Annotated in this window: 17 protein-coding genes; 12 read left to right on the top strand and 5 right to left on the bottom strand. The window is 52.8% G+C overall.

The window, feature by feature from the left end:
* From NDI45_RS10600 to NDI45_RS10585, 4 genes are all read left to right on the top strand, one after another.
* A partial coding sequence (locus tag NDI45_RS10600; RefSeq protein ID WP_348247277.1) for a helix-turn-helix domain-containing protein occupies positions 1 to 274 on the top strand: 274 nt, incomplete at its 5' end.
* Positions 275 to 281: 7 nt separating this feature from the next.
* Complete coding sequence (locus NDI45_RS10595; protein WP_348247285.1) at positions 282 to 965, top strand: IS630 family transposase; 684 nt, start codon at positions 282 to 284, stop codon at positions 963 to 965.
* Between the two features lie 227 nt (positions 966 to 1,192).
* Complete coding sequence (gene mutS / locus NDI45_RS10590) at positions 1,193 to 3,898, top strand: DNA mismatch repair protein MutS (RefSeq protein WP_190792717.1); 2,706 nt, start codon at positions 1,193 to 1,195, stop codon at positions 3,896 to 3,898.
* Positions 3,899 to 4,113: 215 nt separating this feature from the next.
* Positions 4,114 to 4,431, top strand: coding sequence for a hypothetical protein (locus NDI45_RS10585; protein WP_190792718.1), 318 nt, complete (start codon positions 4,114 to 4,116; stop codon positions 4,429 to 4,431).
* Between the two features lie 20 nt (positions 4,432 to 4,451).
* Here NDI45_RS10585 and NDI45_RS10580 read toward each other — a convergent pair whose 3' ends face one another.
* The 5 genes from NDI45_RS10580 to NDI45_RS10560 form a co-directional block, all read right to left on the bottom strand.
* Entirely contained in the window at positions 4,452 to 5,822 is a 1,371-nt protein-coding gene (locus NDI45_RS10580; protein ID WP_190792719.1) for an HlyD family type I secretion periplasmic adaptor subunit, read from the bottom strand.
* Positions 5,823 to 6,006: 184 nt separating this feature from the next.
* Complete coding sequence (locus NDI45_RS10575; RefSeq protein ID WP_190792720.1) at positions 6,007 to 6,303, bottom strand: acylphosphatase; 297 nt, start codon at positions 6,301 to 6,303, stop codon at positions 6,007 to 6,009.
* A 126-nt stretch (positions 6,304 to 6,429) separates the two neighbouring features.
* On the bottom strand, positions 6,430 to 6,804 hold the full coding sequence (locus tag NDI45_RS10570; protein WP_190792721.1) for a hypothetical protein: 375 nt from the start codon (positions 6,802 to 6,804) through the stop codon (positions 6,430 to 6,432).
* Positions 6,805 to 6,869: 65 nt separating this feature from the next.
* Positions 6,870 to 7,052 carry a hypothetical protein gene (locus NDI45_RS10565; protein WP_190792722.1) on the bottom strand — a complete coding sequence of 61 codons (183 nt, stop codon included), beginning with the start codon at positions 7,050 to 7,052 and terminating at the stop codon, positions 6,870 to 6,872.
* 99 nt (positions 7,053 to 7,151) lie between these two features.
* On the bottom strand, positions 7,152 to 7,334 hold the full coding sequence (locus NDI45_RS10560) for a hypothetical protein (protein WP_190792723.1): 183 nt from the start codon (positions 7,332 to 7,334) through the stop codon (positions 7,152 to 7,154).
* Between the two features lie 319 nt (positions 7,335 to 7,653).
* Here NDI45_RS10560 and NDI45_RS10555 point away from each other — a divergent pair, with 319 nt between their 5' ends.
* The 8 genes from NDI45_RS10555 to NDI45_RS10520 all read left to right on the top strand — a co-directional run bounded on the left by NDI45_RS10555 (position 7,654) and on the right by NDI45_RS10520 (position 13,598).
* On the top strand, positions 7,654 to 8,250 hold the full coding sequence (locus tag NDI45_RS10555) for an SRPBCC family protein (protein ID WP_242067416.1): 597 nt from the start codon (positions 7,654 to 7,656) through the stop codon (positions 8,248 to 8,250).
* 28 nt (positions 8,251 to 8,278) lie between these two features.
* Positions 8,279 to 8,995, top strand: coding sequence for a 5'/3'-nucleotidase SurE (gene surE / locus NDI45_RS10550; protein ID WP_190792724.1), 717 nt, complete (start codon positions 8,279 to 8,281; stop codon positions 8,993 to 8,995).
* 95 nt (positions 8,996 to 9,090) lie between these two features.
* Complete coding sequence (locus tag NDI45_RS10545; protein ID WP_348247276.1) at positions 9,091 to 10,023, top strand: retropepsin-like aspartic protease; 933 nt, start codon at positions 9,091 to 9,093, stop codon at positions 10,021 to 10,023.
* Positions 10,024 to 10,135: 112 nt separating this feature from the next.
* Positions 10,136 to 10,603 (top strand): hypothetical protein, encoded by a 468-nt coding sequence (locus tag NDI45_RS10540; RefSeq protein WP_348247275.1) that lies wholly within the window; start codon positions 10,136 to 10,138, stop codon positions 10,601 to 10,603.
* Positions 10,604 to 10,760: 157 nt separating this feature from the next.
* Positions 10,761 to 11,822, top strand: a complete 1,062-nt coding sequence (gene hemE, locus NDI45_RS10535; protein ID WP_190792531.1) for a uroporphyrinogen decarboxylase — start codon at positions 10,761 to 10,763, stop codon at positions 11,820 to 11,822.
* 201 nt (positions 11,823 to 12,023) lie between these two features.
* Positions 12,024 to 12,425 (top strand): hypothetical protein, encoded by a 402-nt coding sequence (locus NDI45_RS10530; protein ID WP_348247274.1) that lies wholly within the window; start codon positions 12,024 to 12,026, stop codon positions 12,423 to 12,425.
* A gap of 114 nt (positions 12,426 to 12,539) precedes the next feature.
* Positions 12,540 to 13,010 carry a Fe-S cluster assembly sulfur transfer protein SufU gene (gene sufU, locus NDI45_RS10525; RefSeq protein WP_190792533.1) on the top strand — a complete coding sequence of 157 codons (471 nt, stop codon included), beginning with the start codon at positions 12,540 to 12,542 and terminating at the stop codon, positions 13,008 to 13,010.
* 57 nt (positions 13,011 to 13,067) lie between these two features.
* A complete protein-coding gene (locus NDI45_RS10520) occupies positions 13,068 to 13,598 on the top strand; it encodes a Ycf51 family protein (RefSeq protein ID WP_190792534.1) in 531 nt (176 codons plus the stop codon).
* Positions 13,599 to 13,621 lie beyond the last annotated feature (23 nt).

The following is a 13,621-nucleotide window of genomic DNA, read 5'->3' as shown; positions in this document are numbered from 1 at the left end:
AGGCGTGAATCTTTCGACAGTAGAGCGAGCTCGTGAGAAGTTTGTCCACTCAGCGACGCTAGAAGAAGCCCTGAATGATCGCCCCCATCCCCCTAAGCCTCGCAAACTTGATGCCAAAGCGGAAGCCCTGTTGATTGCGACGGCTTGCTCGAATGCACCCGATGGTCGCGCTGAGTGGACGATGCAATTGTTAGCTAATCGATTGGTCGAACTGCAAGTGGTGGAGTCGATTTCGGATGAAACAGTGCGGCAGACCCTAAAAAAACGACGTTAAACCGTGGCTGAAAGAGCAGTGGTGTATTCCTGAAGTCGATGCGAAGTATGTGTGGCGAATGGAGAACTTATTGGACTTGTACGGGGAAGCTTATGACCTTAAGCGTCCGGTGATTTGCTTTGATGAGCGTCCTTGTCCTTTGATTGCAGAAGTCCGTGTCCCCATCCCTGCACAATCCGGTCAACTAGAACGGTACGATTATGAGTACAAGCGCAATGGCGTCGTCAATCTATTTGCCTTCTTTGAACCGTTGGTCGGAGAACGATTGATGGACGTCACGCAGCAGCGCACCAAAGTTGACTTTGCCCAGCAAATGAAGACTCTGGTGGATGTTTACCGTCCTGATGCCGATTGTATCCGTCTCGTTGTAGACAATCTCAACATCCATCATCCTGCAGCATTGTATGAGACGTTTGAGCCTGAAGAAGCTAATCGTATCCTCAAGAAGTTGGAATTTCATTACACGCCTAACCATGCCAGTTGGCTGAATCAAGTTGAAATTGAGTTTTCAGTCTTATCTCGGCAGTGTCTCAAGCGGCGTATCCCCACTCGAGAGAAACTCGCTGAGGAAGTCAAGGCTTGGCAGATTGAACGCAATGCTCGAAAAGCCAGGGTCAATTGGAGATTTTCCAGTGCAGGTGCGCGCATTCGGTTAGGGCATCTCTATCCTAAATTAAAGCATGCTAACTAGGCAAAGTTTATTTGGTGAACTACTAGGGATGAGGACAAATCTCACTCACAAAATTAGAACTGATCACAAAATTAAAACCGGATAGATGCAGTTTTCTGGCATCCCTTTTAGGATGGAGAGTGATCGGTTAGATCAGGCGTTCTAGTCTTTTAACGTGCCCAAAATAGGCATTTTCCAGGCTGGAGCGTCTATGGTCTAATGATCATCGTGTCGCCTATCCTCCTTCCATGACGGACTCTGCATCTCCCGATTTCTCAGAACTCACCAAAGATATTCCCGATCGCCTGATTAAGTATGCCGTGCGCTACGCCAACCATCGGGCAGTGAATCGGAATGATCTGACTCCGATGATTCGGCACTATGTCGAGATGAAGGATCAGTATCCACACGCGCTGCTGCTGTATCGGGTGGGCGATTTTTTTGAGACGTTTTTTCAGGATGCGATCGTTGTTGCCCGCGAACTGGAACTCTTGCTGACTGCAAAAGATGCGGGGCAAAAAATTGGTAAAGTTCCTTTGGCAGGTATTCCCCATCATGCGCTCGATCGCTACTGTGCCTTACTTGTCGAGCGGGGCTATGCAGTAGCAGTGTGTGACCAAACCGAGGATGCCGAAGAAGCGCAGGGGCGATTAGTGCAGCGGGAAGTCACCCGCGTGATTACGCCGGGCACTGTTCTGGAAGAAGGAATGCTAAACGCGCGGCGCAATAACTTTCTGGCAGCAGTGGTGATTGCCGGAAATCACTGGGGGTTAGCGATCGCTGATATCTCAACCGGTGAATTTTTGACGACGCAGGCAAGCGAACTCGAACAGCTCACTCAGGAACTCATGCGGCTTCAGCCCTCAGAAGTGCTGGTTCCCACCAACGCGCCGGATCTAGGCGAACTGCTGCGACCAGGCGAAAAATCTTCTCATTTGCCAGAATGTCTACCGCCTCAGTTTTGCTACACGCTGCGCCCCCAAACGCCTTTTACCCTGACCGAAGCTCGCCAGCGGATTCTGGAACGGTTCCGGGTTCGATCGCTGGAAGGCATGGGCTGTGAGCATCTGGCACTCGCAGTTCGGGCAGCAGGCGGATTATTGGAATATTTGGAAGACACTTCTGAGCGCAAGTTTGGCGAAGCTCCGGCGCAAAAAGTTCTGCTTCAGCCGCTCTGCACTTATACGATCACGGAATTTTTGACGATCGATCATCAGACTCGGCGCAATCTAGAAATTACTCAAACCGTGCGGGACGGAACCTTTCACGGGTCGCTGCTGTGGGCGATCGATAAAACGGTCACGGCAATGGGAAGTCGGGCACTGCGTCGCTGGCTGCTTCAGCCGCTGCTAGACATTGGGGCGATCGAGGCGCGACAGGACACAATTCAGGAACTGATCGAAGACGGATCGCTGCGGCAGTCGCTTCAGCATCTACTCAAGCAGATTTATGACCTGGAACGCTTGACCGGACGCGCCGGATCAGGAACGGCAAATGCGCGGGATCTGATGGCACTGGCAGATTCGCTCGATCGTCTTCCCGATCTGGCAAGCCTTGTGAAGTCGGCAAAGTCTCCTTATCTGGTTGCGCTGCAAACCGTGCCCGATATTTTGCAGGAGTTAGGCGGCAAGCTGAAAGCACACCTGAAGGAAAATCCGCCAATCCACTTGCAGGACGGTCAGCTCATTCGCGATGGCGTCAACGAAGACCTCGATCGCCTGCGGCAGCAAATCGACACCGATCAGAAATGGATCGCGGAACTGGAGACGATCGAGCGAGAACGCACTGGAATTCCGACGCTGAAGGTGAGCTTCAACAAAACCTTTGGCTATTACATCAGCATCTCCAAGGCAAAAGCAGGCGAAAAAGTGCCGGAGGGCTACACGCGCAAGCAAACGTTGACCAATGAGGAACGCTACATCACGCTGGAGCTAAAGGACAAAGAAACCGCGCTGCAAATTGCGAAGGATCAGGCAAACAAGTTGGAATACGACCTGTTTGTCAAACTCCGATCGACTGTCAGCGATCAGGCAGCTCCAATTCGGCAGGTGGCGCAGGCAATTGCGGCGATCGATGCCCTTTGTTCTCTGGCAGAAATTGCGGCGTTTCGCGGCTATGTGCGTCCCCAGATCGTGCCCACTCGTGAATTGACGATCGCAGCCGGTCGGCATCCGGTGGTCGAGCAATCGCTTCCGGCAGGATTCTTTGTGCCGAATTCGACGGAAATGGGAGGCGGAAAAGGCGAAACTGCGCCAGATCTGATTGTGCTGACAGGCCCAAACGCGAGCGGCAAGAGCTGCTATTTGCGACAGGTGGGGCTGATTCAGCTTTTGGCACAGGTAGGAAGCTTTGTTCCGGCAAATGGGGCGACGCTGGGCGTATGCGATCGCATCTTTACCCGTGTGGGTGCAGTCGATGACCTGGCAACCGGACAATCGACCTTTATGGTGGAAATGAACGAAACGGCAAATATTCTCAATCATGCCACGGCGCATTCGCTGGTGCTGCTGGATGAAATCGGCCGGGGAACGGCGACATTTGATGGACTGTCGATCGCCTGGGCAGTGGCGGAACACTTAGCCAGCGAGCTTCGCGCCCGCACAATTTTTGCCACCCACTATCACGAGCTCAATGAGCTTGCCTCAATTCTGCCGAACGTTGCCAACTATCAGGTGACGGTGAAGGAGCTGCCGGATCAAATCATCTTCCTGCATCAAGTACGTCCTGGTGGAGCCGATCGCTCCTATGGCATCGAAGCCGGACGACTCGCCGGACTGCCTGCCTCGGTGATCGATCGTGCCCGTCAGGTGATGACGCAGATCGAGAAGCATTCCCGGATTGCGGTGGGTCTACGGCAGGGAACACTGCCCAAAGCAGACCGAAAGGCGCAGGAGCGCAATGGTCACTATCGAACGGTGGCTGAGCCGAGTGAACAGCTTGATATTTTTGGTTGAAGCTGCGGGGAGATTTTGAGATTGGGGGTGAAAGACTAGGGCTACTTCCTTTGTCGTTTATTTTGATCGATCGCATTCTTCCCTGCCGCGATCGTGGCTATAAAAGCTTTGCCTTGAGTAAAAAGGATAGAAACTTTTGCCAATGCCAATGCCGCTCCTAGCCAGAGGTGGCAAAATGAGCAATGACTCAGCTTGCAGCAACACTGTGAAACGCCGTGAAATACTTTTTTCTTTCAGAAGGATGGACGATCGGGCGCGTGTGGGAATTTGGAGGTCTATGGAATGAAGCAGCCTGGCGGCGTAAGCCAGAAATTCAGCAAACCAATCTTTGCATCATCGAAAACAGCGAAAAGCTGTGGCTCTATCGAGTTGAGGATGAGGTAATCATGGTCGAAGTTAAGCGGATCGACTCTGACAGCAGCAAGCCCGAAGCGCGATCGATCGGTCAGGTAGTGCTGAAACGGTTGATCGATGCAGACCAGGCGATCGAAATGCTGGGCAAGTCTGAGGCTTTCTTTAAGGCAGAGACATAACTTTTGATAAAGTAGCTTGCCTAGCGCGTTGAGAATGCCTCACTAAAGCGGCGAGTAATCGGCTCTAGCAGGAAGGTCAACACCGATCGCTGGCGAGTCACAAGTTCTGCGGTTGCCGCCATACCGGGCGCAAACGGAACCTCGCGACCCTGCACTTGCATCGCTACTTGGTTAAGCTTGACCCGCGCTGAGTAAACCAAGCCTAAGTCCCTATCCAGCGTGGCGTTGGGGCTAATTTGCAGCACTTCTCCATCGATCACACCGAATTCCTGAAACGGAAAGGTTGCTAGCTTTACTTTTGCCCGCATTCCCTCATGGATAAAACCAATGTCACGGTTCAGGACTTTGACTTCCAGCACCAAGTTTTGACCTTCCGGCAAAATGGACAGGAGTTCCTCCCCAGGTTCAACCGATCGCTCTGCCACACTCGTCTGAATGTTATAGATCTTGCCGGCAATGGGAGCGGTAATTACTTGCCCCTCGCTGCGGAGCTGTGCCTGCTTGAGTTGACCTTCCACGTTTGAGAGTTCTTCACGCCGTTGGTTGAGCTGGGTGAGAATCTCGCTCTGCCGCTGGGAGCCGAGCTGCTGACGGGCTTGTTGTGCGCCCTGATATGCTTGCTCTGCCTGGCGAATTGCTTGCTGTTGCCCTGCGATTTCTTGTTGCAGTGTGGAGACCCGATCTTGAGCTTCAGTGAGCCGATCCTTTGCCTCCAGATAATCAAAGCGGGGAATCGCGCCGTCAATTAATCCGCGCAGGCTGGATTCTCGCTCCTGGGCATTGGTGAGCTGGGTGCGAGCATTTACCAAATTTTCTTGCAGTTTAGCAAGCTGGGTGCGGGCTTCTTCGATCGCAGCAGCCTGTCTCTGAACTTCGGTGGCGGCGGTTGCTTGGCGGCTATCAAACTCGCGCAGCCGGGCTTCGAGGAGCTGATTTTGTAGATTGCTGCCCGCATCCATTTTGCCCGATCGCTCGGCTTCCAGACGGGCAATGTCTTGCTTAATCAAGTTTGCTGCCTGAGCCAGTCGCGTCACTTCAGATTCTGACAGGGTGAGGTCTTGCTCAATCAGCACATCACCCTTTTTAATTTCATCGCCCTCTTTGACCTTAATTTCTCGAATTACGCCACCTTCCAGTGCCCGTACGGGTCGCACTTGAGCAGCCGGAATCAGTTCGCCCTGAGTCACTGCTACTTCGTCTACTTTGCTAAAGTATGCCCAGCCCAAAGCTCCCAAAACGAGTGCCGTTAGCGTTCCTGCCAGCAGACGAGTATAGAGCGGCGGCAGTTCTCGTACCGCTTTGCCCAGCTCATAGGACAAATAATCTTCCGGGTTGACAAACTGCTGTCGCGTCTGGCGAGCTTGAGCCGGATTGTTTTGGTTGGCATCCATAGGATTCAGGCGAGAAAAGGAATGGGGAGGAAAACAAGGGAGTCAGGCAGAGTGTACCCATATCTGCTGCAATAAAACGGGGGCGTCAGCGTTCCACCCATTCTATCGCCGTCGTTTGGCTTCGCTGCGAATTAGTAGACGATCGTTGAGCTGGTTAAGTTCTTCAGCGCGTTCTGTTCATCTTCTAAGCCGAGCGCATGACTTCAAACTGCTTCAACCCTTCGAATGGTTCGTGGTTTACCGTCACTTCCTTCACGATCGCCGCAGGGGGACCCTGATGACACCAGCGCAGCATTTCCTCAACCTGATAGGCTGCCCCTTCAAACACTGCCTCGACTCGCCCATCGCGCAAATTTCGCACCCAGCCATTCAGCTTTAGCAGTTGCGCCATGTCCCAGGTTGAAGCCCGATACCCCACCCCCTGCACTTTGCCCGCCACAAATACATGAACGCGAATCTGATCGTCTAAAGATAAACTCATCGATCGCCTCCGACTCAAACCATTCCAGAACTACCGTGATTGCCAATGCTCCATATCACCTGCTCATCCCCTTATCTCCCCATCTCCTCGCCTCCCCACTTCCCACTTCCTCCCGCTCCCATCCCCCTATAACTTCTCCTCCAACGGCTTACAAAACGCTTCAATCCCCGTCTTCACCACATAAATTGCGATCGGCGTTGCTAAAGCCGAGGGTAGCGTCGTTTCGACCGAGAGTGCCCGTACCAGTTCAACCACTGACCCCTTGGCAAGCGAAGGTTTTGCGTCCGATTGGCAGATAAACACGCGCCACCGCTTCGCCAATCCATCCAGCCACTGATCCGATCGATTCGGCTCCTGTCCAACCTGGAGTGCCAGTGTAATCGCAGCATCTTCGAGATCGCCGTCGCAGTCTTCGATCATGTCCAGAGTACGCAGGGCAATCGGGTCTGCGGCAAGCTGCGATCGGAATTGGGCAATTTCGGCGAGGGTAAGGATGAACATGAAGGCGGAGGGGTAGAGGGGTAGAGAGATAGAGGGGTAAAGCAGTAGGTGAGGAGATGAGGGGGTTAGCGGCGGGTGCTCAGTAAGCCGTTGACGATCGCTGTGCCGACGGTGGCAAGGATAAGGAACCAGATCAGGCTACCTGGAACGAAAGTGAGAATGCCTAGACCGCGCAATACCCAAATGAAAACGGTGAGCAAAAGACAGGCAAGAAAAATGGTGGTCTCGGGACGCAGGGATTTCAGCATGGGGCATTATTGGGACATTTCTTGGGCTTTGGCTCTAAGTCGCGGAAGGCTAACAGGCATCATTAGGCAATTTTTGGCAGGGAACACTAGAGGAGGGTTCTACCGATTGCGAATGCCTGCCAGAATGCCTGCACCAATCGACAGCAGCACCACTGCCCAGATTGCAGGCTCTGGTACTCGGACATTAAAGGCTTGCAGCATGAGCACGATCGCCATCATGACCAGCAAGATTCCAGCAATATACAGAAAGATCGTAACGCCCAGATTGGGGGAATGCCTCACACCATGCCTCCTGCAAACAGGAAATAGACGGGAATTGACGCAACCTATTTTGACATGGGGGTGTAGAGATTGAGCAGGACAGGCAGACAATTTGCCCAGCGGCGATCGAAACTAAAAGGCGATCCCCCGATAGAATTGCTGTGTTAGCGGCAGAAAGTTTGCGAGAATTTTACAATTGCTCACCCGATTGGCGGTTGTATCTTCAGTTGACAGCGACTACAACGGACTGTAGGTCAGCCTGATAGCAAGAAAGGGTTTCGTGAATAAGCCGCTTGAGTCTGGCAGATCGTGCAGTGAGGAGAGCAGTGAGGAGAAATGTATGGGAAGTATGCTGGCATCTGCCTTGATCGATCCGGTGCAGTTCAACGATTCAGACACGCTGGGGATTGATTCCCGTCGCAATCAGGACAGGCTGCTCAATGGTGAGGTGCTGCTGCAAACTCGATCGCACTCGCTTTGGGGCGGAGCCGTTACCACGCAAATCTATTTGCCCATCGATCGATCGCTGGCATGGCAGCAAATTACAGACTATCCGCGCTGGGTGCAGTATTTCCCTGATATGACGCGTAGCGAAGTTCTGAGCGTCAGCAGTTCCCGGCAGGATAAACGACTGTATCAGGTTGCCCGCAAAGCGTTTTTCCTGTTCGCAGCCCAGGTCGAAATTTATCTTAAAGTGTTTGAAACGGCGCAGACAACCTGGCAGCAAATTCAGTTTCAGCTAGAGCAAGGCAGCTTTAACGACTTTAGCGCAACCCTGAAGCTGCATGATTTTTATCAAGGTACACTGCTCACCTACTCAGTACAGGCAACGCCGATGATCCCGATTCCGACCCAGTTCATTCAGGAAGCGATCAAGCTAGATTTGCCCAACAATATGCGGCAAATGCGGCGTGTCCTTTGTCAGTTACCTGCATGACCTGCTACCTGCATAACCAGTTACCCGCATGACGATCGTTCTTACTAACGACGACGGCATCGACGCGCCCGGAATTCGATCGCTGAAACGGGCGGTGAGTGAGGCTGCAAGCCAACAAGCGATCGTCGTTGCGCCCAAGTTGCCCCATTCTGGCTGCGGGCATCAGGTGACAACCCATCGCGGCATTCACGTCGAGCGACGATTCCCTCCTGGAGAAACTGCGGAGCAACCAGATCGGGAAATTGCGATCGAAGGAACTCCGGCAGACTGCACCCGGATTGCGGTGACGCAGCTCTTTTCTCCTGTGGACTGGGTGATTTCAGGGATCAATGCCGGGGGCAATTTGGGGGCAGATGTATATATCTCTGGAACCGTTGCGGCAGTCCGCGAGGCAGCGTTTCACCGGATTCCGGGAATTGCGATTTCTCACTACATTCACCGCAGACGGGCGATCGATTGGGCGTTGGCAGAGCGGCTCACCGTGCGCGTCCTGGAAAAGCTGATGTCGCTGCCGCTCGAACTCGGCACGTTCTGGAATGTCAATCTGCCCCATCTGGAAGCGGGAATGCCTGAGCCGGAAATCGTCTTTTGTCCGCTCTGCACCCAGCCTTTGCCCACAAGCTATCGGCAAGAGGGCGAGTATCTGTATTACGCTGGGGACTACAGCCAGCGCGATCGAGATGCAGATTCAGATGTTGCTGTTTGCTTTGATGGACAGATTGCTGTGTCGCAAATTCGGGTTTGAGGGCAAACTAATAGAAAAGTTTGGGTTTCGGCTGTTCTAAACTGCTGTTCCTGGGCTGGATGTTTGTTTCTTATTTCTGCGCCGTCTCTCTTCCTATGACGAATGCTTTTTCGGGTCGAACTGCTCTGCTGCTGTCGAGCCTGGGTCTGGTGCTGCTGACAGGATGCGATCGTCGTTTGATTCAGGCATTTTCTCCCGTGCCGCCTGTGGTGTCAGCCTCTCCAGTAAATTCCCCAGCAAATTCTCAGACAAAAACCATTGTGGCTCCAACAACCGCGGCTGCGGGTCAAACCTCTAGAGCCTATGCTCAAGCACTCGATCGGGCAAAAAGTGCCGCTGGCATCGCGCAGTCTGCCCAGTCAAAAGACGATTGGCAGTTGGTGACAAATCGCTGGCAGCAGGCGATCGATCTGATGAAAACCGTGCCCCAGTCCAGCAAAGAATATTCTCAGGCACAGCAAAAATTGAAGGACTATCGCCGCGCTCTAGCTCAGGCACAGCAGCAAGCGAACCGTGCTAATTTGCCGAAAGATCCCGATGCGATCATTGTTTTGCCTGCTCCTCCACCTCCACCCGCTCCTCGTCCGGTGACACGGGCTACTGCAACTCCGGCTCGACCTCCTGCGGCGGCCAATCCATCCAGTCCTCGCGCCTTTTCTGCCCCGATCGTGCGGCGAGCAGGCAATACGCCCGTGATTCGCGTCACGTTTAATGGTAGTCAGCCTTTTGAGATGATTCTAGATACGGGAGCAAGCGGCACATTGATTACGCGGCAGATGGCAAATGCTTTGGGCGTTGTTCCAGTCAGTGAAGCAGTCGTCAATACTGCCAGCGATCGCAGCGTTTCTTTTCCGCTGGGCTATGTGCAGTCGATCGAGGTAGGCGGGGCAGTGGCTCAAAATGTTCTGGTGGCGATCGCCGGACCCGAACTGGATCTTGGACTGCTGGGACACGATTTCTTTGGTCACTATGACATTATGATTCGTGCTGATCGCGTGGAGTTTCGAGAGCGGCAGAGCCAGGGATAAGGGAAGGTGATGAGCGTTAAGGCATGAACGTCGGGTATGAGCAACAATCATAGGCAAGACGATTCTTAAGAAGCGGGATAGGATCAAAAAACAACCCACCCTCAAACGCGCTATGTCTCGCCGCCGCTCCAGCCGGATTTTTGCTCAACCCCTGACCATGCTGGTTGTGGGGCTATTTGTTCTTGCTTTTGCGATCGCGCTGCTCCGGCTTTTGTTGCCTTTTCTGATGCTGGGTAGCGTAGCTTACATAGGCTGGCGATTTTGGCAGTGGCAGCAGCAGCGAAGTCAGGAACAGGAGGAAGCCCAACAGGCGAGGGAGAGACAGCTTGACGGAATTTTTTACCGTCTGGTGCAGGAGCATCGCGGTGAACTGTCTGTGCTTGATTTTGCAATGGAAACCCATTCATCTGCCGAATTTGCCAAGCAGTTTCTCGATCGAAAGGCGATCGAATTTGACGCGCAGTTTAAAACGACGCTAGAAGGGCAAGTGCTGTACTGCTTCTACAGCCAAAAAATTCCTGCCCAGCCTGCTTCGCCCAGACATGAAACAGAATTATCTGAAAGACCGGAGCAGAATTAACCGGGCATAAGTTTGTTTTGCTAAAGTTTTGTTTCCAGGATTTTCACTGCTCTAACGTTTTGTAACGGTTCTGCAAGTCCCCACTCCAGGCGAGGGATCTGAGAGTGATAAGCTAACAAACGTGCTGAACGATCGATTTAACAAAAGTGGAGTTGAGATGACCGGATCACAACAAGTTCCTTACTTGCTGCGGGCTGCGCGAGGTGAAGTGTTAAATCGTCCGCCCGTGTGGATGATGCGGCAAGCGGGACGCTATATGAAAGTCTATCGGGATTTGCGCGACAAGTATCCCTCGTTTCGGGAGCGATCGGAGAATCCCGACATTGCGGTAGAAATTTCGCTTCAGCCCTGGCGTGCTTTCCGTCCAGACGGCGTGATTTTGTTCTCCGATATTCTGACTCCGCTCCCCGGAATTGGCATTCCCTTTGACATCATTGAAAGCCGGGGACCAATCATCGATCCGCCCATTCGCTCTCAAGAGCAGATCGACAAACTCACTCCGCTCGACCCCGACGCTTCGCTGCCCTTTATCCGCCAAATTCTGCAAACGCTGCGTGGGGAAGTTGGCAATGAAGCTGCTGTGCTGGGCTTTGTCGGCGCACCCTGGACGCTAGCGGCTTATGCAATCGAAGGCAAAAGCTCTAAGGACTACACCATTATCAAGAGCATGGCTTTCTCGGAGCCTGCAATGCTGCACTCCTTCCTGGGCAAAATTGCAGACTCGATCGCCACTTATGCCTGCTATCAGATCGACTGCGGCGCACAAGTCGTCCAGATGTTTGATTCTTGGGCAGGCCAGCTCAGCCCTCAAGACTACAAGGAGTTTGCCCTTCCTTATCAGCAGCGTGTTGTGCAGCAGGTGAAAGCAACTCACCCCGATACGCCTATGATTCTCTACATCAGCGGCAGCGCAGGCGTGTTGGAACTGATGGGTCAGTCGGGTGTAGATATTGTCAGCGTCGATTGGACAGTAGACATGGCAGATGCCCGGCGGCGGTTAGGACCGAATGTGGGCGTTCAGGGCAATATCGATCCCTGTGTTCTGTTTGGTTCGCAGCCGTTTATCCGCGATCGAATTATCGACACGATTAAGAAAGCCGGAAACCGGGGACATATCCTCAACCTCGGGCACGGAATTCTGCCCAAAACCCCAGAAGAAAACGCTGCCTATTTCTTTGAGACGGCAAAGCAAATCGATAAGCTTCTGGTGAGTGCATAATCTATCGGTCTTTTAGACTCCCGTAAAACAAACGATGTAAGCAGCGGTGTTTCTGCTGTACTCATCCCCTTAGTCCCCCACACCTGGGGGATTTTTTATTGGGAAATTGCCCTAATTCGCTTCGTTAAGCAATCGGTGTTAAGCAATCCGTGACTAACCTTTTATATCCCGGTAGGCAAAGGATAACTTTAAGCAGTACAATTGAACTATAAAGCGGTGGGAGGAAACAAGCTGCTGGATTGCCTGAAGAATCGGACTGAAATCATCTGCTGTAATCATGGAATGCCGGAAATGAGCCGCAACATCAACTTTTACCAAAACGTGCTGAAGCTTGAAGTCCTCAATTGCTACGAGGCTGAGGGGCAGTTGAGCTGGGCGTTACTGAGAACAGGAGAAGTAGAGTTTATGGTCGTTGGGGCAGAACCGACCGAGAACGACGATCGCGACCTGCTCATTTACTTTCAGACAGAAGATATGCCGCTTGTTCAGCATGCCGTACAAACTGCAGGTTATTCCCTTGAAGCATTTCGCGAAGCGATTTATGAACCTGCGTATGAACTAGTTCGTCAGCATCAGCATCAAAAAGCAGCCGCCGCCGCCTAAACTCTCCCTGCCCTCCCCATCCCCTCATCCCCTGACCCCCTCGTTCCCCTTTTTCCCCGAACCTCCGCAACGCTGATACGATGAGAAAGGAGAGTCATCACAGCCAATAGATTTATGTCCCTGGACAACCTGCGCGATCTTTATCAACAGGTGATTCTGGAACGCTACAAAAAGCCCCGGAATCGCGGTAAAACTGACCCGATCGATCGCTATCAAAAAGGTCATAATCCCTCTTGCGGGGACACGATCGAGCTAACCCTGCATCTGAGTGAGGCAGGCGATCGCATTGAGGACGTGAAATTTGAGGGCGAAGGCTGTGCGATCGCAATGGCATCAGTTGATCTCATGGCAGACGCGCTGCGTGGCAAAACCGTCACTGAGGCTTTAGAAATGGTGCAGCGGTTCCAGGCAATGATGCGCGGCGAAGCCGAATTTCCGCAGGAGCTTCGCAAGCTAAACGTGATGCAGGGCGTAGCACAGTTTCCCGTACGGATTAAATGCGCGAATTTGTCCTGGCATACCCTGAAGGCGGCGATCGAACTTGCCAAGGACATTCAGCCTGCGGGCTTTGTCAGTAACGAATAATTTTTAAGAATAAGTTCTCGGTTCTTCTGTTTCCTTTCTTTTGATCATTATTGAGTCATGCTAACGACTTCTGCTTTCCTTCAATACGCTCAATGGACTGCGATCGCCGCGCTGGTGCTAGCAGGTTTGACGGGGCTGGCTTTTCTGCTGAAGTGGGGCATTCGCTTCCGTCTGGTGGGCGTGACGGGCTTTACGCTGGTGCTGGCAGTCGGTCTGTTTGCGCTAGGGGTGGTTCCCTTTACCCGCGTAAGGATTCCGGGAGCAGTGCGCTTTTCGACGGTGTACGATGCGGGTTCGACGCTGGCGGTGATTGCCGTACCACCCACCGTGACTGAGGAGCAGCTTGAAGCAACGCTCAAACAGGCAGCGTATGATTTGTATTCCTACGGACGGCTCAGCCGGGGCGATGAGAAATTGCTGATTCGGGCAAGGACGATCGTGCATCCAGAGCCAGGATTAAGCCAGTTGCTCGTTGTGGGCGAAGTGCGGCGATCGCTCGAAGTGCGAGACGATGAGGAGATGGCAATTCACGTTTTTACTGAAAATCTGGCAAAGCTACCGCAGCCTGAATCTAGTGCTGCAAGCTGATTTATCCAGTAACTTGCCGAGGC

The organism is Leptolyngbya sp. GB1-A1 (assembly GCF_039962475.1).
Taxonomy (GTDB): Bacteria; Cyanobacteriota; Cyanobacteriia; order Elainellales; family Elainellaceae; genus Leptolyngbya_A.
Note: the sequence above shows the minus strand (reverse complement) of the source record. Positions and strands in the feature narration are given on the sequence as shown.